Genomic DNA, 22,472 nt, shown 5'->3' on the forward strand with positions numbered 1-22,472 from the left:
AAATCTCCGGGCTTGTTTATCAGTATTTGCGTGAGTATTACGTATTTAGTCAGAATATGTTGACAGTAGGTATCCTTATTCATGAACCGGGCACTTTTCTTGAAAAGAGGCGTTTCTTCATGAATCGGGCGCGCTTCTGGAATAAGGACAGCGCTCATTTTACATTTAAATAGCAAGAATGTACGGTATAAGAAGCGAGGGAAAAGAGGAGGAATCTAAATGGATTATCATCCGATTAATCTAAGGGAAAAGTTGTCTAAATTTAGTGAGCAATGGTCGCCCAAAGTCATTGGTGAAATGAATGACTATCAGTTTAAACTGGTAAAGGTTCAGGGGGATTTTGTATGGCACGATCATAAAGAGACTGATGAGGTATTCATAGTACTTGACGGCGAGATGGCTATCGCATTCCGTGATGGAGAGGTCAAACTCTCCAAAGGAGAGATGTATGTGATACCAAAAGGTGTGGAGCATAAGCCCTATGCCGAAAAGGAATGCCATATAATGCTGGTGGAGCCAAAAGGTGTAGTCAACACTGGTGAAACCAAAGGCGAATTGACTGCTGAAGATGTATGGATTTAAACAAATAAGTTAGTATGTATTGAACAATATCACCTATTACCGATCATTTTCACTTAATAGGATATGGGACCCACTAAATTGTTCTTCAAGAAACGGGCGCTATAATGGAAGAAGGATCATAGAGATATCAACCTTTTTTATAAAAGAATAATTCATTTGAAAATATTAAGAGAGTGTTTAGATCAAACTTTTTTCAAAACACTCTCTTTCTTTTTGTTCGTCTATCAAGGTTATTAGCATCATTTTAATCAAGCTTTATTACAAAGCTACACCATCATAATTATTTGGTGACTTATGTTCTGTCAGACGAGACGTTAGCACCCAAAATAACAGAGCAAAAGCGCTGACAGATGCACCTAATAGAGATACTCCATTCCATCCAAAAGTTGCGTAAATATTGGTTGAAGCAATTGAACCTGTTGCACTGCCAATAGAATAAAAAATCATGTAAGCAGCAGTAAGTCGACTTCTCGATTCAGGACGCACGGTAAAAATCATACTTTGATTGGTGACATGTACGGCTTGCACAGCGAGGTCAAGAAGAATAACACCAATGATCAATACGAACAGGGAGTGATCGATAAAGCTGATTAGGAACCATGATGCTAACAATAAAGCTAGGGAGATACCTGTTGTTCGCTGGCCTAATCCTCGATCAGCGAGACGTCCAGCTCGAGCAGCAGCTAATGCCCCAGCTACTCCCGCAAGACCAAATGCGCCAATCGTTGAATGTGACAGAGAATGTGGTGCTGAGCTAAGAGGCAAGACTAGTGAAGTCCACAAAATACTAAAGGAAATAAAAATTAACATGCCCAATATTCCACGAATTAGTAGAATTCTTTCTTGTATGAACAATAAAAGAACAGAACGCAATAGCTTCGGATAGGACATCGATGTTTTTTTGCGTATTGAATTTGGTAAATCTCTGTATAATAAACTAACGATGAAGAGCATAAGTGCTGCAGACGTAAGATAGACTAAACGCCATCCGCCTATATCTGTCAAAATCCCAGCGAATACTCGTGCGAGAAGAATTCCTATCACAACCCCACTAGTTACAAAGCCTACAATTCCTCCACGCTCTTGTGGCTCAGACAAAGTTGATGCATATGCGACAAGTGTTTGTGTTACAGAGGCAACCATTCCTACTACAGCCATACCGATGAAAAGTATTGCACTTGAAGGAGCCAAACTAATAACTATAAGAGCAGCAACAGCTATTAGCATTTGACCAATAATTAATCGTCGTTGATTCCATAGATCACCAAGCGGAACTAGCAGGAATAACCCCAGTGCATAACAGATCTGGGTGATGGTGATAACAATTCCGATGGTTGAGTGATGAATCTTGAACTCATTCGATAAAGCATCGAGTAGTGGATGAGCGAAATATATATTTGCAACAGCCATCCCACAAGCTGTAGCGAATAATAGTGCCATATAACGTGACATCGTTGTACTAGATCGTGATTGTGACGAATCCTCTCGTTGTTTAGCAATAATCGTTTTTGTATCTTTAGTGTGCATTATTTTTCTCCTTTCTGTACTGAAAAGTATAATATACCGTTCGGTACATTATGGTCATAAATATATAACCAAAAGACCCTAATGTCAAATTTTTAAATGATTTGACAAGACAGTTTGGGTGAAATAAGATATTATGTATACTAATCAGTACAAAATAAATGGTTATTAGTCTGAATCGGGAAATTTGAAAAAGGAAGGAGAGAATAATAATGGTGCGACTACGTGAATTTGATGAGGATAAAGCATTAGATGCTGCTATGCAACTGTTTTGGGAGAAAGGGTACACAACTACTTCCTTAAGCGATTTAACCGATAAGATGGGGATACAACGTCCAAGCTTATATGCAGCTTTCGGAGACAAAAAAGGATTATTTGAAGCAGCATTGCGCAAATACACAAAGTTACATGCTTCTGAACTTCGAACAAAACTTCAAAATAAACCATCTGTAAAAGAAGCTATTCACACATTTTTTGAAGATTTGGTAGAAAAAGAATATAAAGAAAATCAAAGCAAGGGATGTTTTTGTATTAATACGATGGTAGAACTTGCTCCCCACGATGAAAAATTTGAAATCCTTACAAGGGAGCATCAGATGTATCTTTCAGTCATATTTCAAGAAGCGATCGAAGCAGGCATTAATTCAGGAGAGCTCAAAAGCAGTCTAAACGCTAAAAAGTTAGCACAGACTCTAGTTGTTTCATTAATCGGACTTACAGTGCTGATAAAATCTTGTCCAGAGCGCTCATTTGTAGATAATTCTGTAGCTACGATATTGACATTAATAAAATAAATCCCTTGAAATCAAAAGAGTCACGCTTTATTGTTATTTTGCGTATTAAATTGTTTTTCCAATTATGGATTGTTTGTTAATTTTAAAAATAGCTTTAATGGCCTTTTCACATAATCCGTCAGATCCCACTGTTAAAAGGCAAAAAGTCCTCTTATGAGTCATCAGATAATAGAATGTAGTGGTATTCCCTCAGTATGAAAATGAAGAATCAAAAGCAATTACAAATCAATGTTTTCTAAAGCAATTTTAAGGTGCCGTATCGGTTTTGATTCAACTTTTTTATAAAGATGAAATTGAGGCATGGTGTCGAAGAATCCATTTTGATCAATCTTTTTTTAAAATGGATTCTTTTTGAGTTACATTAAATAAGGGTTTGTAAATCATTTCTGATCAAACTTTATTCCAAACCAACATCTTCAGCAATCGGGCGCAATTCAAGAATATTGGATTGCGCCCTTTGTTCCGTTAAAGGGGGCTTTAATGTAATAAGCTTCTGGACTATATAACGTAAAAAAAGAGCTCAGTTTTCTGAGCTTTTTTCTTGGGATTTCTTTGTGAAATTGTCATGTCCGTGAACAGCTGGAATATATAGTCCGAAAAGGTATTTAAACAATGTTCACTTGAAAAAAGCCGACCATTTAAAAGAATCGGCTTTTGTAATCGTTAGGAGATCTTCTTCTCCAAATTTTTAGTTAAAAATCCCGCAATTATCCGACAAAATGGAGGTACATATATCAAAAGTATTGTTTATCAAAGTAACAGGTGAAGCAGCTGTACGATTTTAATAGATGGTAAGGCACTTAACAATACGTAAATCTCTTACCTCTATGTGATACATGTGGTACGTGATGTACCATTGGAAAGCTTACGATATTCGTAAACCTTTTTATCTTCTGGGTTTAAATAATAAGCAGTGACATAATCCACAGTTGAATGATCATTCTTCCAAGCAATAAAGACTTGTAGTCCGATCGCTCTGCTTTCAATTCCTTCAATGTCTACAGTGTCCCATACCGTCTCAAAAGAATATCCTTCTTTTGAATCTATGTCATAACGCCAGACCGATGTTCCGTCCCTCATACTTTTAACTTGATTATACTCTTCTCCCATCATACTTTTAACTTCTTCTTTTGTTTGTCCAACATCTAATTTCGTTTTTACAGTTTCCAGGTCAACAGTTTGGGTAACAATGCGTTGATTTGATGCAGGATCACCAGCTTGTACCTCATTGTTAAGGCCACCTACCAGAACAAGAGACAATGCCAACAAAATGAAACTTACTCTTTTTTTGATTTTCATTTTTAGGCCTCCTTTTAGGTTCGTTATTTTTTAGACGAATTGATCACCTATGCAAGTTTCGATTTTTCGAAATTTTTTTGAGTGAAATGCTAGAAAGCCTGTTTTTTCTACAGAACCAATGGTAAAACTAAAAACTTTCAGTCAACTTTCAGGACGAGTGGAAACGGCTTTATACAATAATAATGAAGCATCTATAGATGTGCTTTTTGAAAAATGGTTTTGTTTCCGATGTTATAACATCTGCCTTTTTTCGTTACTATCACTTTAAATACCTATATATGACATGAAACTAATTCTTTCTTATCTCCTATCCATTTCTAAAATGGAAGGTAAATAATGACTGAAATCTATGTAATTAGCACTTTTTTAGATGGTTGGGTAAAAAGCCTAAAGGAGTTCTTTTTTTAGTGAGGAACTTACGTATTTGTCATCTGATGTCAAAAAATATGTAAAGGAGGATGTAAGATGGATCGCCATCATTTTAAAAGGTTTACTGTAGTTTTTGTTATATTGACAATCAAAGCTTTCGTTTCCTTTCCTAAAAAAATTCGTTCAAGGTTTTATAAGGCTTCACCTCTTTTTGTAAGGAGACTTACTAGATCGTGTGCACTTTAGTAAAGAAACGTACGATACCGGGTAAATGCACTCCTAATTCAAAAGTGGTATTACGAAAGGGATTTGATCCATGGAGTGGTGGGACATATGTTTGGGCGCAAATCGTCGGTAAATTTGATCCGAAAAGAGAATGGATCAGTATCGATATCAGTCATGATGGAGGAACGACTTGGTTGAAAATACCTACCTTAACAAGGGTAAGACCTTATACCAAGAGCATACGAAAATCACCAGGAGATAATTGGAAAGTTCGCGTTTGCCACGCCTATAGTGAGGATGGCAAAGGTGTAAAAGAGGAAGATTGGACATGTGGTTTATGGTGGTAATCTTCACATCTGAGAGAGGCCAAAATAAGTGATTTCAAAATAATGGAAGCTCTTCAAAGTTTATAGTGGAATTCTAAAGAAAATCTTAAAGTATTCATTATATTATTCATCAAGAATACGTGGAGGGGAATTTGTGAGAAGAATCGTTGTTTTTACAAGTGTTATTGTTGTATGGACCATTTGTACATGGGGTGGAGTAGTTCAAGCAAATTCTTCAGAAACATATGGAGATTATTCTCGTATGTTCGAAAGCAGTGCGGGCCAATTTTGGTCGGATACCTGGCGAAACCAATGGGCATGGGAGCCTCAAGGTGGGGGAGTTTCCTATATTAGATGGGGAGACCCTGACCACTGGGCACCTGAAAATTATGAGAAGTTTGAGAAAAGTAAAGATGGAAAGTGGATCTTGCTGGATGGCTATGGAAATGACAAGGGGCTCCTTAAGCAACGCGTTACTTACGAACAAATTGGTAATGTAATGTGTCAGAATATGCAGCCTCTTTCCAAAGTTGAGGGTGGTAAACAACATTATGTGAAATGGGATATTCCATCAGAAGCATACTGTCTTGAGGCTTGGGGTGAAATATTAATCCCTGGTGATGAGAACGTCGACTTCTACCATAAACAAGTTTGGTTCGAACCGTCCGGTTATTGGTGTGATAACAAGTACTTCCAGGACCAGAAATGTATCAAACAATATGAGGTTTGGAAGGACAACAATAACAATGGGAAAATTGGGGGGCCGATGGAATTAAGGATAGAGCGAGATCATATTTTTGCCAAAGGGATGGGTCCAGCTTATATTATACACAACTATTTTCCAAATAACGGTTGGCATGCCGACCTCAGGTATTACTGGAATTGGTAATTCGGGGGAATTTCTAAACTCGTCAACCCATATCATCGATTTTCCTTCTTTCGTTGTATGTCTTTGATCTATCACGAAAAGAAGGAGGGTTAGACAGATGAGCACATTTGCAAACAAGGACTTTCAATTTCGTAAAGGCAGAAGGCTACAAAAGGAAAAACGCCACAGAGAATTTTCATTTTCTCTGTGGCTTTTTCTTATTTAAAAGGGCTTTTGGGACAGCCCCTTCCTATTTTGTTATTCGTTATATAGTGTTTGAATACCGCGTAAGTGATATGAGAAAATGGCAACCGAACGCTTGTCGTGAGGAGTTTGTATATTAATCACTTCCTGTTATTAAAAGGTCATCCTTAATTCTCCCTAACATTGTAGTCGGAGTGATGGTTTCTCCTTCCTGAACCTCTAGGGAAATAATGTGTCCACTGATTCCTACCGAAATCTCCTTTTTTCCTTCCATTGTATTAATAACAAATAGCTTTTCCCATTCATAAACATGGTTTGTTTGTTTTGTTAATATTTTCTCGATGGTACCTGAATAGGGGCTGTAAATGTTATGAAAAATATGTTTCATCGAATATGGCCTCACTTTCTTAAAGATGAATGAAGATGAGTAATCTTTTCAATCACCAACTAGATCCAGCATGAGAATAAAAATTAAAACCGACGTTAAAGAGACACCTCCTTTCGATCGACATCCATTTTTTAAGTACGAGGTGATATCAATCGAAATCAACTAAATCATTTATCGAGTTTTACGTCAGAGTGATCCAAATTATGACCATTAATTTGAAAAAAAGTGCTAAATTCTTAGCTATCAGTAAATTATTCCCTTCCGTTATGAAGATTGATAGGAGATAAGAAAGAATTAGTTTCTACCCATTTTTTAGGTATTTAAAGTGATAGCAACGCCCAAAAAAGTAAGATATGATTGCATATCATAGAAGGTTGTTATAGAGAAAAGAAGGACACTTCTATTTGTTAATCCTGTGGTTACAGTTTAGCAGTTGGATCGGCCAATACTGTCTTGGTTTTGGTTTAAGAATGCCATATAACAACATTAGATGCTCCCAATTAAATTATCGGCTGCTAAATCACATTACCATGTAACGTCAACAATCGTTATAGGATTCTTGAGATTTGCTATCTCTGTATTCACTAAAACTCATATCTCAGTAAAGTATTTTACTGCCTATGCTTATTGTGCTAGACTTCAAAAGTTTTCAGGTATTTTTTTCCGTTTCACTGTTAGTAAACGTAAAAAATAGATCAATTGATGAGATCATGAGGAAAAGTAAGAGAAAAGGAGGAGAAACGATGTTAGATCGACAGGCTTTATTAGTAGGGAGTTTGCCATTTAACAATGAAAAGGAGGCTATGGGTATTGCGTTAGAGGTTCTAAATAATACCTTATTAAGCCTGCCGGATGGGGAGGTAGGTAATAGATCTGACCAATACCCGAATGGGAATCGATCATCTTGGGCTGTAACAGCCATTGATTCCTGTATTGCAGATACTGAACACTGGAATGTTGTAAAAAAAGGAACACTGGGAGAGAATGGTTTCCCAGTGGATTATGATTCGTTTTACAAAATTCGTCCAAAATGTTCTCCAGAGGAAATCGTCCATTATCTAAATTTTCGTTACCATGATTATTTCCGTAAAAGTTACCATATCTTTCAACGTTTACGAGAACAACATGGCCTAAAAGATTTGAAGTTTCAAGTAGGTATTCCCACTGGACTGGCTATTTCTTTATTTATGTTAGAATCAGATAATGTTTTTCTCTATTACGAGGCATTTAATCAGCGACTTGCTTACGAAGTGAATGAATTTCTTAACGAAGCTGGTGAGGATGTTATTATACAGATTGAAATTCCAGCAGAATTAGGACTAGTTTATGATTCCCCCTCCCAATACGATTTCGCATTAACCAGTATTATTGACTTAGTCAAACGTATCCAAGAACCAGTAAAAGTCGGTATCCATGAATGTTATGGAGATCTAAACCATAAAGCGTTTACGCATCCACAATCTCTAGATAGAATGGTTGATTTTACAAATAAGTTAATCGATGTTTGGCCCAAAACGCATGAGTTAACTTATATCCATTTTCCACTTGCTATAGGTCATTTGCCTCCAACCTTAAATCGCCACTACTATGAACCATTAAAACAAATTCAATTACCTGACCATACTCGCTTTGTAGCTGGCATTGTGCATGAAGAATGTGACCTCCCTGAATTACACCAAATTTTAAACATCATTGAAACAATCCGTAACCATAAAGTCGATGTTGCCTGTTCATGTGGAATGGGACGTCGTAGTCCTGATGTTAGTATGCGGCTCATGAAATTCATGAAACAACTAGTCGAGGCATGACTTCGGATATTCTCTTTTATTATTTCATTTGGTTTCATAAAGTTTGAAAGGATGATAGAAGTGACTACACTGTCTCGGTTCCAAAGGCTAGAACAGCATTTTTCTGAATTTAAAAGTGGGATTATCGGTAGGGATCATGCCATTTTTACCCCATATGGGAAGAAAAAGCTATTGTACGCAGACTGGACGGCTAGTGGTCGGCTATATACTCCAATTGAAGAAACACTCGTGAACAAGTTCGGACCATTCGTCGCAAACACTCACACAGAATCCAATATAACCGGACAAACCATAACGAACGGTTACCATCAAGCACTAAAAATCATTAAACAACACGTAAATGCGTATCAAGAGGATGTTATTTTAACATCTGGTACAGGAATGACAGACGTAGTCAATAAATTCCAGAGGATTTTAGGCTTAAAACTACCTCCCAATTTGAAAAATCAGGTGATGATTGCGGATGAAGATCGTCCAGTAATTTTTGTAACACATATGGAGCATCATAGTAATCACACATCCTGGCTTGAAACGATTGGGGAGGTTGTAGTGATTCCCCCCGATGAACAGGGAAGGGTATCTGTTGAGGCTTTAACCCAATTACTGATTAGGTATAAAAATAGGAAAATGAAGATTGCTTCGATCACTGCTTGTTCGAACGTAACAGGGATCATTACACCCTATCATCGTATTGCTAAAGTGATGCATGAGCATGGGGGGCTTTGCTTTGTTGATTTTTCGTGTTCTGCCCCTTATGTAAAAATAGAGATGCACCCAGAAGAACCCATGGAAAAATTAGATGCGATTTTCTTTTCACCGCATAAATTCTTAGGTGGTCCTGGTACTTGTGGCGTGTTGGTGTTTGATTCGAGCCTCTACTCCAATGATATACCTGATCATTCTGGGGGAGGAACGGTTTCTTGGACAAACCCATGGGGAGGTAGAAAATATGTAGAGGATATTCAATCTAAGGAGGACGGAGGGACTCCTGGCTTTATACAAGCCATTCGTACTGCCTTAGCAATTAAATTAAAAGAAAAAATGGGAATTACAAATATGTTATTACGAGAAGAAGAATTACTCGAACGTTTGTTTACGTACCTTAAAAACATTCCAAACATTTACATATTGGATGAAGAACATCGACACCGTATAGGAGTAGTATCGTTTTATATAGAAGACATCCATCATAATCTAGTTGTTCGTATTTTGAATGATAGGTATGGCATTCAGGTTCGAGGGGGATGTTCTTGTGCTGGAACATATGGTCATTACTTACTGAACATTGACCAAAAGACTTCCAAAAACATTACAGACCAAATAGACACAGGTAATTCATTCATTAAACCTGGGTGGGTGAGGGTTTCATTGCACCCAACGATGACAGACCATGAAATTGATTATATTGGGAAATCCATTAAGGAAATTGCAGAATCAATGGATTTGATAAAAGAACACTATCGTTACATTCCTGAAAAAAATGATTTTCTTCATGTTGATCAGATCGGAATGAACATAGAGAGTTGGTTTAATATTTGAATTGGTATTATCATAAAGGCCAAACTGCATTCGTTCTTTCCTTAAGTTTTAGAGGTCTAATGAGAAGAATTTAAAATAAAAATAGAATACCACAAGATGCATGGCGTAGCCTAAATCTCTACTCATTGTGTAGCGCTGCGGTAGCATCTCTTCCCATTTGTACTTTCTCATCACTCGGTAAAAGATCGCGTAATCAAACGGTCAGAAGCAAAACCACGTCAGGCAAGCGACAGTATTGGGTTTTCAACATTGTCCGTAAATGATGCTGACGACTTCATTCTTTTTTGAAAAAGGAAACGATTAAGAGAAAAAGAGGTAAACCTACTATAAAAAAATAACTTATGTCTCCAATAAAAGAATTAAGCTTCATGATATCGAATTGAGTTTCTGGAATTAAGGCACATACAAAAACAATGAACGCAATGAAATATAGCGGTTTTTTGTGCTGTTTTATTGAAAATAGATGGGCTGATCCTTTAGAAGCCAGTAGAAGATAACTGATCAATGAAGTGGCTACGATGACGATCCATACAGAAAAAAACAGTAGATCGATTCTTTCAACAAGCTTGAATGATATGGATTTTAACATATACAAGACAGGTTGAGGGATGATCAGGATTTCCTTGGGTGCAAACACAATGGAACACGCAATCACAAGAAACGTATAGAATATCGTGGTGAAAAGATTGGCCAGACTTGAAAACTTCAAAATATCTCGATACGATCCTTCAGTGTACATTGAAAGGAAAAATAGCATTTCAATGCCGATGATCGAAAAGATCACAGAATTTGCACCTGAAATAATATTGTTCATCCCATTATGACCAATCGGAAATAAATATCGGATCTCGGTATGATGAGGAAACGAGACCAATACCAAGATGATGAGGATAGGGATCAGGGCAGTGACAAACATAAAAAAACGCGCAATGATTTTCATATTTTCTTTTGCAAGATAAAGACATGTACCAATCATGATCATAATTATGACCCATCTGGGTGTGGATGGTAGTACCCATAATGAGATGATATCTTGATACAGTACAAGGACTAAGGTACTTATAAGCACCCCAAATACCGTATAGGATATCCCGACCAATATTCCTGCAAACTTTCCTAGCATCCGTTCAGAAATTGTAAAGATGGTTTCACCAGGGTATCGTCTCAATAATAACCAATAACATAAAATCAGTAACTGTATGACGCATCCTGCAATCAGAACCGATATCCATCCATCACTCCCTGCTTTTTGATGTACAGCATAAGGGAGACCGATAACACCGACCCCAATTTGAGTTTGGATGATCATGAACATTAATTGGTATTTTGTTATCATTACAGACTGGTTTTTCATGTTTGTCCATCCTTCTAATGGCATCACTTTCTTAATCAACAGGGAGGTTGTTTTTTCTTTTTACGGGTTTTAAATATGTAGAAAGAGAAGACGATTGTAAATATTTGTTTATGATGATAAACCCAGTAATATATGTATTCACTACTTATCATCCTTCCCACTAATGTCCATTCCATCCATGAACATCTATAAGTACTTTCTCTTGACGAGCTTCTTGCGGGAAATCACATAAAAAATCATTTGATTGAATTCACCTTCCTCTTGAGTTAGGGAGAGCGGTATAAATATTTTATAAAAATATTAAAAACGAACAGAATTTGAAGGGGAACGAGTTGGCTGTTGATAAAACCAAATATCGTGGGTAAAACCGACGTTTTACAAAAAACGGTTGAATGGACAATCTAAATTTAAAGAATGTATTTGATGTTGAATGAAAAGATAACAATTCCTTAAGGACCGTGTCTTATTTCACCTGTAAGCTAACTCCTGTCTTAACAAGTATCGTATTACGTTTTATAACATGTCTAAGATGGCGTGGGAACTGAGTTTTCCCACGCCATTTTTGCTTTTTATTCGTTCAATATTATTAAAAAACTTTATGAATACCTCTTAAGGTTAGCTTTTTAATAAATTGTTAGAGTTTCCTGTTAATCGCTACCCGTTATACGTAGATCATCTTTAATACTTGCTAAAATATTTGTTGTAGTAATTTTTTCCCCTACTTTTACATCCAATGAGGTAATATAACCACTGATGCCTACAGATACTTCTTGGATTTTCCCTTCATTAAAATAAAGAAGCTCGGGTTAAGTTTTCTTCAACTCATTCCCCTGTTTCCTCGAAAATATAACATTCGAACAAACAACACTAACTTCATACAACAAAATTAAAGGCGTAGACACCAGCAAATGAGACACAATATCCGGCGGCGTGATCATCGCTGCCAGGATCAATAGAATGATATACGCTTTTTTTCTTGTTTTCCTTAACTTTTTCGGTGTCAACACCCCCAAGTGGGTTAAAAACATGACGAGGAGAGGTAATTCAAAAACAATCCCGACCGGAAGAATCAACCGAAACATAAATGAAAAGTATTGGTTGATTCCATAGACTTCTGACGCCCCTATTCGCTCAGAAAAAGAGGTCATAAATTGAAAGACAGCAGGAAAAACAAGAAAATAGCTAAAGAGAATTCCTGTTAAGAAAAAGAAAGAAACAAAGGGTATATAGAGGAGGGCAACCCTTTGTTCATTTCGATTTAGACCTGGAAATATGAATTTCCAAACTTGATACATCGAAAAAGGTGTTGTAACGGTCAATGCGATGATGAAAGAAATCTTTAAATAGACATGAAACGCGTCCCCGATTGAAAAAACATTCCATTCAATACTTCTCGAGTGTTGCGTAGCTTTTATATACTCTAATACAGGTTCTGCTAAGAGGAAACCCACTATCATTGAGAGAACAAACACCAAAAGGATCCATAGTAAGCGCGTTCTCAATTCTTTCATGTGGTGAAGGGGATTATCACGCATACGTCCTTACCCTTTCTTACGATCCTCATGTTCGGTCGCTTTCGTTTGGGGTCCGTTTTCGTTTTCGTTTTCGGAGAGGAGATCGCTGGTCGACTTTTTAAACTCTTTCATGGTAAGACCAATGGAACGGCCAAGCTCTGGTAGTTTATTGGGTCCGAAAAGGATCAGGAAAAGAACCAGGATTAAAATAAGGCTTGGAAAACCGATATTGAAAGGATTCATGTGGGAAACCACCTCCTTAAAGTAAGTAATAAATTCACTGTGTTCTTATGGTCTCTACACAGCGTTCTTTAACCGATAGCACCTTTCGAAATAAGAAGAGGGGAGACAGAGCAAAAAATACGTCTCTTACTAAAGCAACATCGATTGGAGATGGTTGAAAAGCCGTAATGCATGAGCCAATGAGTATTCCGATTAATAGGGAATGAAAAATCGTTTCATTTGTTTTTGAAAATCCATATAAAAAATCGAAGGACTTCGTTACGACAATCAATCCCCAGACAAAGGAAAAGGTGACAGAAGGGAAATGGTCCAATGGCTGTAAATACAAGAGAAAGACAACGACTATCAGCCATATGATTATTCTTTGGCTCCAATTCAACGTATTTTTCATGTTCCTCTCCTCCTCGCTTCAATTAAGCACAGGAATAACAAGTTTCTTCCCATCCCGTACAGCACGTAGATGAACAAACCGGACACCAGAGTAATACGCATGGCAGACATCCCGCCCATGTACCACAAGCCAGCGTACATGGCCCACAACATTGAATCAAACAACTAATGTTCCAGGAAGTACATTCACTACCTCCTCCATAAGAAAAGTTATCAATGGAGCAGTTTCCACAAGCGGCCAATTGATTTGCATCTTTAACGGGTTCACCATTGACCAATTGATCAACCAAGGTCACCGTTTCATTTTTTTCATCCACCTTGTACAAATAGCTTCCTCGTCCAAAATGATAAATGGGATAGCTTAATGCATAGTGGACCGAAATGTAATCGCCTTTCTGCGTTACGAGTGCCACTAAGGTATTGCCATCTTCTAACATGTGAAAAACACCTTTTACATTCGAACGGTCAATGGAGGTACCGATCTCCTTGAACGAAAGTGCCTCTTGGACATCTGAAGTGAGATATTTTTGTACTTCTTCTCCACTTAATTCCTTGGATTCTTTGATTTTCACTTTCGTTTTCCAGTTCTTTGGTGTGAGTGAATCATAATCGTCAGTAGTTGCAGCCAATGCCTTTTTTGTCAATCTTGGTGGTAGGATCGATGTCAATAGAGGAGATAATAACACGCCGCCCAAAAGCATACCGCCCTTTTTGACGAAAGAACGTCTTCCCTGGTACATGGTTGGCGTAAATGTTGCTTTCGAGAACCCAGGCACACCTGCGTCCCGGATCAACTTGGCTATACGGAGTGACTTGCGGAGTCCCAGTCCATTCAGGATATACGTTTTCAAGCGAACACCTGTGTAGACTCTGGTTTTTTGGTTATCTTTCACTTCAAGGATCGTGGGTTCAAATGTCCAGTCTGGCTTCACCTGATTTAGTCGTTCTTTCATCTCGGGATTATGAAGACTTTGTATCGTCAGCCATCCGTTACTTTCCTTTTCGATTGAAGTGGCTAGATTGATGCATACTGAACAATTGGAATCAAAGAGCAAATATCGTTTTACCATAAAGTATCACCTCTTTATAGATTTTCACTTATAACGCCTTTTCCTTGCTTATCGGGATAGAATCCAAACTTATATTCAAGAGAGTAAAGGGTAATGATATTGTCAATGGACGAGTGAATCCATCTAGGTATTTTCTATATTTTTTGAGATTCCCATTTACGAAGTTAAGATCATATAGACTTGTCCAATTGAAATAAGAATTTAAGGATTAACCTGATATTTGGTGGTTCTGACAATTAATTACCTCCTAATGATGTTTTAGTTGTGTAAAATGTGTTTGTGTTTCTTATTCAGAAACATTTTAGTTAAAAAAAGGGAGTTAATATCACAATCTAGTTTACTTGCTAGTAAAGGAAGGTGATTTGCTTTAAAAGTGTAAGTGCCATTTTCGTACTTTAGATATGTCGATGCGTTCTTAAATCCTAATTCTACAGCCATTTCTTGAAGTGGGATATGATGTTTTATCCGAGATGATTTAATGAATTCTAAATTAATTGTTCTCATAATAAACCTCCTTTCATTTCTGTTTTAGAGACATCTTATATTAAGAATAAATTTCTGTTTGTGAAATGTCAATCATTTTTTGTTTCTTATTTAGAAATTTAATTTTTTCTATTATAGAAACATGATAAAATTTAGTTGTTTCTAATATGGAAAGATGGTGTTCTAATGTCCGTACATATAAACGAAAGAATAAAAAAACAAAGGGAATTAAAAGGTTGGTCTCAAAGAGAGCTCGCAAGAAGGATTAATATAAACTCAAGTGTTATGAACAGGATTGAACTGGGGACAAGACCTGTAGAAGACCATGAAATAAAGTTAATCGCTAATATCCTAGAGGTATCCACTGATTATTTATTATGCGAAACAGATGATCCTACACCAAGGGAAAAAGCAAATGAAAGCACCGCATGTCACGAGTTTCAAAACCTTACGGAAAATGAAAAAGAGTACTTAGGTCTTCAATTAGAATTATTCAGAAAGATAAAAGATCAAAACTAATTATCTTCTACTAAAAATAAAAGTATTAAAATAAATGTCTCTGAAATCAGGGGACGTTTTTTTGTTAATAGACCGCCCATCTAAAAGGAAATCTGGTGATGGCCCAACATGTGAAGGTTTCATTACGGCGTATGTGCACCTATCACAAATATCGGTTGAAAAAAGAGACATTGTTGAGAGAGGACAGCAAGTGGGGATTTGCGGAAGCACAGGTTCATCGACCGGTCCACATCTCCACTTCGAATGGAAAACGAACAATCAAATGAAGTGGTCATCAAAATCCTATGGATCTATTTGTAAACAAGGGTGATTAGATAACGAAGTAGGACGTCATATTAAAGACTGTTGTACTGATCATTGCAATCACGGTGATAATTGGAGGTTAGTTCAGTCTAACTACCATCGATCAACAAGCAGCTGAAATTAAAGGACTTAAAGAAACAAAAGAGAGACAAAAGAATCAAATCAGTCTTCTGAAAAATGATAATCAAAAAAAGACTCAAGTCTATGAGAAAAAAGATGTGCAAAAAATTGAAGAAACGGTCAATGTGTTTGTCCTATCGGTCTTTAATGTACAGGAAGATAACTACAAAGAAAGGCGATTGAATGCAGAGAGCATTTTGTAAAAGGCTTAATAGAAAATAATTCCAACAAATTATAAGTGAATAATTATAAATGAACAAAGTAATATAGAAAAAAATAGTTTGCGATTTTTTTAATTTTCTTGTAAAAAATTAATTTCGGAATGTCTCTTTGGAAAAATATTTAAAAAAGAGGAAATATTATATTTATGTTGAATTAAAAAATAGAACAATATTTGTAAAGGTGACTTTTTAACATGGACATATTCCATTTAGATAAACTAAGTCTTTTTTTGTTATTTTTTGTACCAGGTTTTATTTCTATAAAAGTATGGGGTTATTTAGTTCCTTCACAATCAAAGAAAATGAATGAATATTTTTTTGATGCTGTCTCATATAGTTGTCTTAATTTTGCAATTTTATCATGGCTAATAATAATAATTGGTAAAGAGAATTACCAAAATGAACATCCAATAGTTTTTTATTTTCTTACACTTTTAATTCTCCTCATATTTCCTATTTTATGGCCTATAATCTTTAAAGGGATTCTATCAACAAAATTTTTTCAAAGATTTACAATAAATGTAGACCCAACAGGATGGGATCATCATTTTAAAAAAGGGGAACAACAGTATGTGTTGGTTCATTTAATAAATGGAAAATTAATAGGGGGGGTGTGGGGGTTTTCATCATCATTCCCTAATCCAGAAGATTTATACCTTACTGAAACATGGAAGGTTTCCCCAGAAGGAGAATTCATGCACCCAATAGATGAGTCAAAAGGGATGTGGATTGGAAAAGATAATATTAGCTATCTTGAATTTTTTAAAGCACAAACTTATCAAGAAGAAAAGGAGGAGGAAGAAAAATGAAAAATGAAAATAACGGAAATCAAAGACCAAACCAACCTATTGAAAAAGGTTACAAACCTAAACCGATAACAAGCCAAATTAAACCACCTAAAGGTGGGACTGGTACAGCAAATAATACCCGACTTGGAAAATAATTTAAGGAGGAAGAGAAGTTAACATGAGTAAAAAGGAAGACAAGGCTAAAGAAGATTATGGATATAAACCAAAACCTTTACCCGATGCTGGGCACTCTCCAAGAGATACAAGAAAAACAAAACCACCTAAAGGCGGGACCGGAGAATCACAATAAAAAGCTCCTAATAGATAGGAGTTTTTATTATTTTTCTGGCCAGATTATTTTTTACATATTTCGTTAGGGTGAAAGATATTTAGCAAGCAAAAGAATGGGCTACTAAAATTGAAAAAGTTAGAAAAACTAGTATACTATGAAGAAGTTTTAGAATAAAAAAAGAAATAATGTTTATAAAAGAAGTCGCGCCTATGGAGGAAGGATGAATGGAGGGTTATCTTGTCGAACCATTTTACAATTAAATTAGTAACAGATCCTAATTATCACTTGTGGTGTGATACTTTACATGCAAGAGAACTTGCTAGAACCACAAATGATAACTGGGCTCAGGGTACATATGTAAGATGGACAATTCTATCTTCATGGACTGTATTAGAACAATGCTGTAAAGAAGCTCTAAGCTGCAAAAGATTTACTAATTTTCAAAGCGGTATGAATAAAGCACTAGCTAGTAATGGTTTACCACCATTAACCTGGAAAAGTGGGACTTGGATGAGAGTAAAACATTTAAAGCGACTTAGGAATTATTACACACATGAGAATGCAAATCAAAAGGAATTATGGCCAGGAATTACAAAAGCTGAAGAAGCTATTGATATTGTACGAGAGGCTGTTAAAGACATATATTCAATAACAGGGAAGAAGTATCCTCAATGGATTGATGATGATACTGAAAGAAGTTTTTCCTAATAGTTATTCAAAAAATTAGATATGATACATAAAGTATCAATAAATAGGTCAAATTTATATGAAGACTATTTTACAAAATTAAATAAAGAGCCTAGTAAAGCTAGAATAGAAAACAAAAAGAAATATCGAGAAAAGTATTTTGCACATGTTTATAAAACACTTAAAGAAAAAAACGCTTAGATACTTTCACGGCTTGTCATGAAGTTTTCAAGCGAATTTATAACGTTAAAGATTAGAGATAAAGACAGGAGTCAGCTCTTGTCCTTATCTCCTTTGCTTTAAGAAATGTTTAGGTGAGAATAACATCCTTTTTATCAATTTCTTTAATTGTAATTTTCTGTTTTCCGCGCAGATTTTCTAGTTGCAATTTCGGTGCAGGTGGTACATCAGGATAGTTAATTCCTGCAAAGGTTTTAAGTATAGCTTCAAATACAATTTGGGCACCATGAGGAGGAACAGCCATTCCTATTTGTTTACGTACAGCTTCTTTATTACCACAAAATACGAAATCATCAGGAAAGGTTTGGAGTCTAGCGCGCTCACGATTTGTTAATGCGCGTGACTCTTCCCAATGGTACATATGAGTTCCACCACCGCCACTACCAGTAACAGTATACGCAGGACGCTTTGGATCTAATCGTTTATAGATTGAACTTAACCTTGCTCCTTTGACCTGGAGTTGCAAATGTTCCGGAATTCCAGGATACCAAGCATTTTCACCAGGTGGAATATAATCAAGCATTTCTTTTACCTTTTTATTATGTCTTGTAAACTCATTGTTCGGAGCATCTTCTGGTATAGGCGGATTAGTAATAGCTTCATAACACGTTTTATATTCGTTTTGTGTTGTTGGTGATGGAACTTTGAAATGAATTCCTTTAGATGCATAATCATTTCTTATGCCGACAATAATGATACGGTGTCTAGCCTGCGGAACCCCATATTCTTCAAACTTGTATAGGTGAGGGGTCAATTGGTAACCACATTCTTCAAGTTCAGTTAATATTTTAATAAATGTGGTGCCTTCATTTGCACTTTGCAGGCCGCCAACATTTTCAGCAACAAAGAATTTCGGCTGATATTCTTTTAAAACTTTAACACCATAAGAATATAAAGGACCAAAGGTACCATTAAGGCCGTGCTTTTCCCCTACCTGACTGTAGTCATTGCAAGGAAAACCGAAAACCAAACAATCGATATCGCCTAGTATTGTTTTGTCTCCAATTGGAAATTTTTCTACAGGTTCTTCATGGACAGACTGATCATTAATATTTTCACAAATATTTAGACGATATGTTTTACACGCATCAGGATCATAATCATTTGACCATAGGTGTTGAATACCCCATTCTTCACCATTATCTGGGTGCACAAACTTTGCCTCTTTTGCTCCTAAGCTTAAACCGCCAGGACCATTAAAAAGTTCTCCTTTTTTAAATATCATGTTGAATTCGCTCCTTATGTAATATGATCCAACAATAGAAAATATGTTCTAGCATACTAGTATGCTATTTATTGTACACTTTTAAGATGAATAATGCAGCCCCAAAGCTCAACTAAAAATAAAATAATATTTGCAGATTATTTAAGTGAGGATTGTGGTAAAACAAGTATACCAAGGAAAAAGGAAGTAGCTAGGGGTCCTATGGGAGATTTAGTGTCTAAAGAGCAACGAAGAAAAAATATGAAAGCCATTCGTTCCCAATCAAAGTTAGAAAATCGGGTTTCCCGAGCACTTTGGAAAAGGGGAGTACGTTTTAGAAAGAATGATAAATCATTATTCGGAAAACCTGATATTTCTATTAAAAAATATAAAGTAGTAATCTTTATTGACTCTTGTTTTTGGCATGCATGTGAAAGACATGGAAACATGCCCAAAACTAATCAGGAGTACTGGAGTGAAAAATTAGAAAGAAATAAAAATAGGGACATCGAAGTAAATGAATATTATAAAAATAACCATTGGCACATAAAGAGAGTATGGGAACATGAAATAAAAGAAAACCTAGAGAAAGTGGTAAATAATCTGGTGGATTTTATTGAATACGCTAAAAAAGGAGACTTCTGATTTAAAAGCCTCCTTTAATCATACAATCGAGGTTGTACTCAAGATTGTCTTTTAGATCATTTCAGACACATTATTATAGCCTTTGTTTAGAAAGCAAGAAATGAACATCTTTTTGCGCTTATCCTGATCGAAGTTATTATCTAAACAATAATCCAAGAACCCTAATAAAGCTTTTGCTGAAAAAATGGCTCCCTTAGCATGTAAATTAGGGATGGCTTTATTAGCTTTATCGGTAATTTTCTCTAAATTTCGTTCACCTCCAAATTCATTGGCTGTGACATATCCATAAAAGGTAACCGATTTCCCTTCGTATCCGTTATAATTGGGAATATATTCTGATCCCATGTGTGATCCGAGTGAAGCAGAGAGAGTAAACTTCTTTTTGTAATTTTTTGCATCAATAATGCATATGCTCTTCTGATCAACGTGTATTAATATCTCAATTTCAGTACGTACATCATCATTCACTGGTTTTGGTCTTAACATCACTTTAAAACCAATCGCTTTTAGTATTTCCGCTGTTTTATCTTCAAAAACTAGATCATTTTCTTCATATAAATATGATTCTACAAAATCCTCGTTTAAAGAAGCGTATTGATAATCCTTGAATGTAGTAGCATATTGCTTAGCTTCGTTTTGCGATAATTCTTGTTCAAGAATAGCGGTAATTTCATCTACCGAAAGGGTTTCTATAGATGGATATGATGACAGCAACTGGTGCACCTTTTTAATGCTTTTATTCCGATTAGTTGCTGGACCAATCGACCCGAATGAGCTTGCTTTATAACTGTCAACATCTAATCCGGCGTTTTCAGAAAAGCGCTGTAAGGATATAAGGTATCGCTTGTTGAAGGGATATCTTGCTTCTAGCTTTATGAGTTCTTTGGATGTGGTTATATGCTTTTCAGATGGAACTCTTAAGGCATCGCCTCGTATATAATCTGCAAGTCCAGTATAATCACAAAGCAACATAATTGTATGTGCAACATCTCCATGTGCAGAAGCAAAATCTCGTGCACCTTTATCAGAACGTTCCCTATGATCGTATGTACTGGCAACCATTTCTTTCATATCTTTCTTTTCGTCTTCACTAGCACGTCTAAATTTTAGAATTTTTTGGGTTACAGAACGTAATTCATCATCTTTTTTTGCTGTAAGTGCAAAAAAAGTAATTTCTTCTTTAGTCACAAAATAGTCTAAATTTTGTTGATTGGCAAGATTGATTAAAAATTTGGCAGGTCTAATTTGAAAATCATTTTCAAATTTTGGCCGAAAACCACTTTCTAAAAAATAGGCATTTGGGATTTGCAGAGTCAATATTTGCTTTGACACGTTTTCACGTATCTTTCTTCCTTCAAGTAATGCAGTTCCTACCTTAGTGAGAGAAAGTGATCCGGAAGGTGTAATATAGACATATCCAAATGTTCGGAGCATAGCAGCCCATGTTCTTCCTCCTGATCCATCATGACTAATGTTATCACGCTTAAGCGCCTCGGATACTAACACTTCTTCATACTTTTTGTGGACAACTCGATTTCTTGACCAAGTAATTTCAAAATTGTTTGTTGCCTTTTTCAATGCCTGTAGTGCATCAACATGAAACTTAGGATCCCGTTCTGGTCTTGTAATGAACCATACTTTTCTTTCAGGCATATTTTTATCCCCCTTTTCAGCTAAACGAAGTTTCTCATAAGTAAGTTTTTTCGTTTCTAAACCCAATCACCTATAAGATCCATGAATAAGTTAATTTCTGAAGTAATGTAACCATTAATTTCTGTAAAAATCTTAATCTCACTAAAATTCTACAAGGGAGTAGTAAACACCTTTCGATTATATTTCTTTTATAGAATTAAATAAAAGTGTGCTGTCGAATTGAAAGGTAATGTAAAACTAGTAAAAATGAAATGTCTCATTCAACCTACAAGAATCTGTACTTGTTGGTTCCATCATACATATTAATAAGAAATTGTGGAATGCAATTATTGCTGTTGTTATAGAATCAAAAGATTGTGGAATCCAATTAAAGGAATTACTGTCTTTCGCTAATAAGTTTCAAGTAGTCTCATATTAAAAGATCATTTAAACTAAATTTAAAATATATAGTATTAAATTAGTGAAAAGTATCGATTAAATTCTGTGTATAAAATATATAATTTGACTATATATTAAAAATCTAGTAAAATAAATTCAGATATTATTAATTAAAGCGTTTAAATTGCTAGGAGGCAGAGTGCACATGGAAAGTAAACAAGAGAAATTTGTGCGTCTAGCAGAACAAAGAGTTACAGAAGTAATCAAAAAAATCCGTCTGATTGGTAATCTTTCTAATCGTAGAAACTATGATTATGAAAAAGACCATGTAAATGAAATTATTAAAACCTTGGAAAATGAACTTAAAGAATTAAAGAAAAGATTTGAAGAAGAAAGTAGACAAGACAAAACCACTTTTACTTTTTCTAAAAAAAGTAAATAA

At 35.8% G+C, this 22,472-nt stretch carries 25 protein-coding genes; 14 read left to right on the forward strand and 11 right to left on the reverse strand.

Annotation, left to right across the window (positions count from 1 at the left end; genetic code table 11):
* The first annotated feature begins 219 nt into the window (after positions 1-219).
* Positions 220-582 (forward strand): cupin domain-containing protein, encoded by a 363-nt coding sequence (locus tag KOL94_RS22770; RefSeq protein WP_221568973.1) that lies wholly within the window; start codon positions 220-222, stop codon positions 580-582.
* A 258-nt stretch (positions 583-840) separates the two neighbouring features.
* Here the strand turns inward: KOL94_RS22770 and KOL94_RS22775 are convergent, their stop codons facing one another.
* Complete coding sequence (locus tag KOL94_RS22775) at positions 841-2,109, reverse strand: MFS transporter (protein WP_221568974.1); 1,269 nt, start codon at positions 2,107-2,109, stop codon at positions 841-843.
* A gap of 209 nt (positions 2,110-2,318) precedes the next feature.
* Between KOL94_RS22775 and KOL94_RS22780 the strand changes: the two genes are divergently transcribed.
* The gene (locus KOL94_RS22780; RefSeq protein WP_221568975.1) at positions 2,319-2,900 is read left to right on the forward strand and encodes a TetR/AcrR family transcriptional regulator; all 582 of its coding nucleotides are present in this window, start codon (positions 2,319-2,321) and stop codon (positions 2,898-2,900) included.
* Between the two features lie 825 nt (positions 2,901-3,725).
* On the opposite strand, the gene KOL94_RS22785 is transcribed toward KOL94_RS22780, so the two are convergent.
* Entirely contained in the window at positions 3,726-4,199 is a 474-nt protein-coding gene (locus KOL94_RS22785; RefSeq protein ID WP_221568976.1) for a hypothetical protein, read from the reverse strand.
* Between the two features lie 602 nt (positions 4,200-4,801).
* Between KOL94_RS22785 and KOL94_RS22790 the strand changes: the two genes are divergently transcribed.
* Together KOL94_RS22790 and KOL94_RS22795 are read left to right on the forward strand one after the other, a co-directional pair.
* The gene (locus KOL94_RS22790; protein ID WP_221568977.1) at positions 4,802-5,140 is read left to right on the forward strand and encodes a hypothetical protein; all 339 of its coding nucleotides are present in this window, start codon (positions 4,802-4,804) and stop codon (positions 5,138-5,140) included.
* A 133-nt stretch (positions 5,141-5,273) separates the two neighbouring features.
* Entirely contained in the window at positions 5,274-6,008 is a 735-nt protein-coding gene (locus KOL94_RS22795) for a hypothetical protein (protein WP_221568978.1), read from the forward strand.
* Between the two features lie 319 nt (positions 6,009-6,327).
* On the opposite strand, the gene KOL94_RS22800 is transcribed toward KOL94_RS22795, so the two are convergent.
* Positions 6,328-6,579 carry a biotin/lipoyl-containing protein gene (locus tag KOL94_RS22800; RefSeq protein ID WP_221568979.1) on the reverse strand — a complete coding sequence of 84 codons (252 nt, stop codon included), beginning with the start codon at positions 6,577-6,579 and terminating at the stop codon, positions 6,328-6,330.
* Between the two features lie 743 nt (positions 6,580-7,322).
* Here KOL94_RS22800 and KOL94_RS22805 point away from each other — a divergent pair.
* Together KOL94_RS22805 and KOL94_RS22810 are read left to right on the forward strand one after the other, a co-directional pair.
* A complete protein-coding gene (locus KOL94_RS22805; RefSeq protein WP_221568980.1) occupies positions 7,323-8,387 on the forward strand; it encodes a hypothetical protein in 1,065 nt (354 codons plus the stop codon).
* 51 nt (positions 8,388-8,438) lie between these two features.
* Positions 8,439-9,926, forward strand: a complete 1,488-nt coding sequence (locus KOL94_RS22810) for an aminotransferase class V-fold PLP-dependent enzyme (RefSeq protein WP_221568981.1) — start codon at positions 8,439-8,441, stop codon at positions 9,924-9,926.
* A gap of 274 nt (positions 9,927-10,200) precedes the next feature.
* Here the strand turns inward: KOL94_RS22810 and KOL94_RS22815 are convergent, their stop codons facing one another.
* The 6 genes from KOL94_RS22815 to KOL94_RS25845 form a co-directional block, all read right to left on the reverse strand.
* Positions 10,201-11,262, reverse strand: coding sequence for a GerAB/ArcD/ProY family transporter (locus KOL94_RS22815; protein WP_221568982.1), 1,062 nt, complete (start codon positions 11,260-11,262; stop codon positions 10,201-10,203).
* A gap of 824 nt (positions 11,263-12,086) precedes the next feature.
* Complete coding sequence (gene tatC / locus KOL94_RS22820; RefSeq protein ID WP_221568983.1) at positions 12,087-12,791, reverse strand: twin-arginine translocase subunit TatC; 705 nt, start codon at positions 12,789-12,791, stop codon at positions 12,087-12,089.
* 30 nt (positions 12,792-12,821) lie between these two features.
* Positions 12,822-13,037, reverse strand: a complete 216-nt coding sequence (tatA, locus tag KOL94_RS22825) for a twin-arginine translocase TatA/TatE family subunit (RefSeq protein WP_221568984.1) — start codon at positions 13,035-13,037, stop codon at positions 12,822-12,824.
* 34 nt (positions 13,038-13,071) lie between these two features.
* Positions 13,072-13,428 carry a hypothetical protein gene (locus KOL94_RS22830; protein WP_221568985.1) on the reverse strand — a complete coding sequence of 119 codons (357 nt, stop codon included), beginning with the start codon at positions 13,426-13,428 and terminating at the stop codon, positions 13,072-13,074.
* 22 nt (positions 13,429-13,450) lie between these two features.
* Positions 13,451-14,497 (reverse strand): hypothetical protein, encoded by a 1,047-nt coding sequence (locus KOL94_RS22835; protein WP_221568986.1) that lies wholly within the window; start codon positions 14,495-14,497, stop codon positions 13,451-13,453.
* Positions 14,498-14,755: 258 nt separating this feature from the next.
* On the reverse strand, positions 14,756-15,001 hold the full coding sequence (locus tag KOL94_RS25845) for a helix-turn-helix domain-containing protein (protein ID WP_260412619.1): 246 nt from the start codon (positions 14,999-15,001) through the stop codon (positions 14,756-14,758).
* A gap of 165 nt (positions 15,002-15,166) precedes the next feature.
* Between KOL94_RS25845 and KOL94_RS22840 the strand changes: the two genes are divergently transcribed.
* The 6 genes from KOL94_RS22840 to KOL94_RS22860 all read left to right on the forward strand — a co-directional run bounded on the left by KOL94_RS22840 (position 15,167) and on the right by KOL94_RS22860 (position 17,931).
* Entirely contained in the window at positions 15,167-15,499 is a 333-nt protein-coding gene (locus KOL94_RS22840; RefSeq protein ID WP_221568987.1) for a helix-turn-helix domain-containing protein, read from the forward strand.
* Positions 15,500-15,533: 34 nt separating this feature from the next.
* Positions 15,534-15,809 (forward strand): M23 family metallopeptidase, encoded by a 276-nt coding sequence (locus KOL94_RS22845; RefSeq protein ID WP_221568988.1) that lies wholly within the window; start codon positions 15,534-15,536, stop codon positions 15,807-15,809.
* A 528-nt stretch (positions 15,810-16,337) separates the two neighbouring features.
* On the forward strand, positions 16,338-16,952 hold the full coding sequence (locus KOL94_RS22850) for a DUF6338 family protein (RefSeq protein ID WP_221568989.1): 615 nt from the start codon (positions 16,338-16,340) through the stop codon (positions 16,950-16,952).
* Complete coding sequence (locus tag KOL94_RS22855) at positions 16,949-17,086, forward strand: hypothetical protein (protein ID WP_221568990.1); 138 nt, start codon at positions 16,949-16,951, stop codon at positions 17,084-17,086. The genes KOL94_RS22850 and KOL94_RS22855 overlap by 4 nt, the downstream gene beginning before the upstream one ends.
* 23 nt (positions 17,087-17,109) lie before the next feature.
* Complete coding sequence (locus tag KOL94_RS25515) at positions 17,110-17,241, forward strand: hypothetical protein (RefSeq protein ID WP_260412620.1); 132 nt, start codon at positions 17,110-17,112, stop codon at positions 17,239-17,241.
* Between the two features lie 219 nt (positions 17,242-17,460).
* Positions 17,461-17,931 carry a hypothetical protein gene (locus tag KOL94_RS22860; RefSeq protein WP_221568991.1) on the forward strand — a complete coding sequence of 157 codons (471 nt, stop codon included), beginning with the start codon at positions 17,461-17,463 and terminating at the stop codon, positions 17,929-17,931.
* Between the two features lie 289 nt (positions 17,932-18,220).
* On the opposite strand, the gene KOL94_RS22865 is transcribed toward KOL94_RS22860, so the two are convergent.
* The gene (locus KOL94_RS22865; protein WP_221568992.1) at positions 18,221-19,375 is read right to left on the reverse strand and encodes a DNA cytosine methyltransferase; all 1,155 of its coding nucleotides are present in this window, start codon (positions 19,373-19,375) and stop codon (positions 18,221-18,223) included.
* Between the two features lie 93 nt (positions 19,376-19,468).
* On the opposite strand from KOL94_RS22865, the gene KOL94_RS22870 reads away from it, so the two are divergent.
* Positions 19,469-19,999: a very short patch repair endonuclease gene (locus tag KOL94_RS22870; protein ID WP_311775219.1), complete on the forward strand. Its 531-nt coding sequence runs from the start codon at positions 19,469-19,471 to the stop codon at positions 19,997-19,999.
* 51 nt (positions 20,000-20,050) lie between these two features.
* Here the strand turns inward: KOL94_RS22870 and KOL94_RS22875 are convergent, their stop codons facing one another.
* Positions 20,051-21,718, reverse strand: a complete 1,668-nt coding sequence (locus tag KOL94_RS22875; protein WP_311775220.1) for an AlwI family type II restriction endonuclease — start codon at positions 21,716-21,718, stop codon at positions 20,051-20,053.
* Positions 21,719-22,235: 517 nt separating this feature from the next.
* Here KOL94_RS22875 and KOL94_RS22880 point away from each other — a divergent pair.
* Entirely contained in the window at positions 22,236-22,472 is a 237-nt protein-coding gene (locus KOL94_RS22880; protein WP_221568993.1) for a hypothetical protein, read from the forward strand.

This window comes from Alkalihalobacillus sp. TS-13, assembly GCF_019720915.1.
Taxonomy (GTDB): Bacteria; Bacillota; Bacilli; order Bacillales; family Fictibacillaceae; genus Pseudalkalibacillus.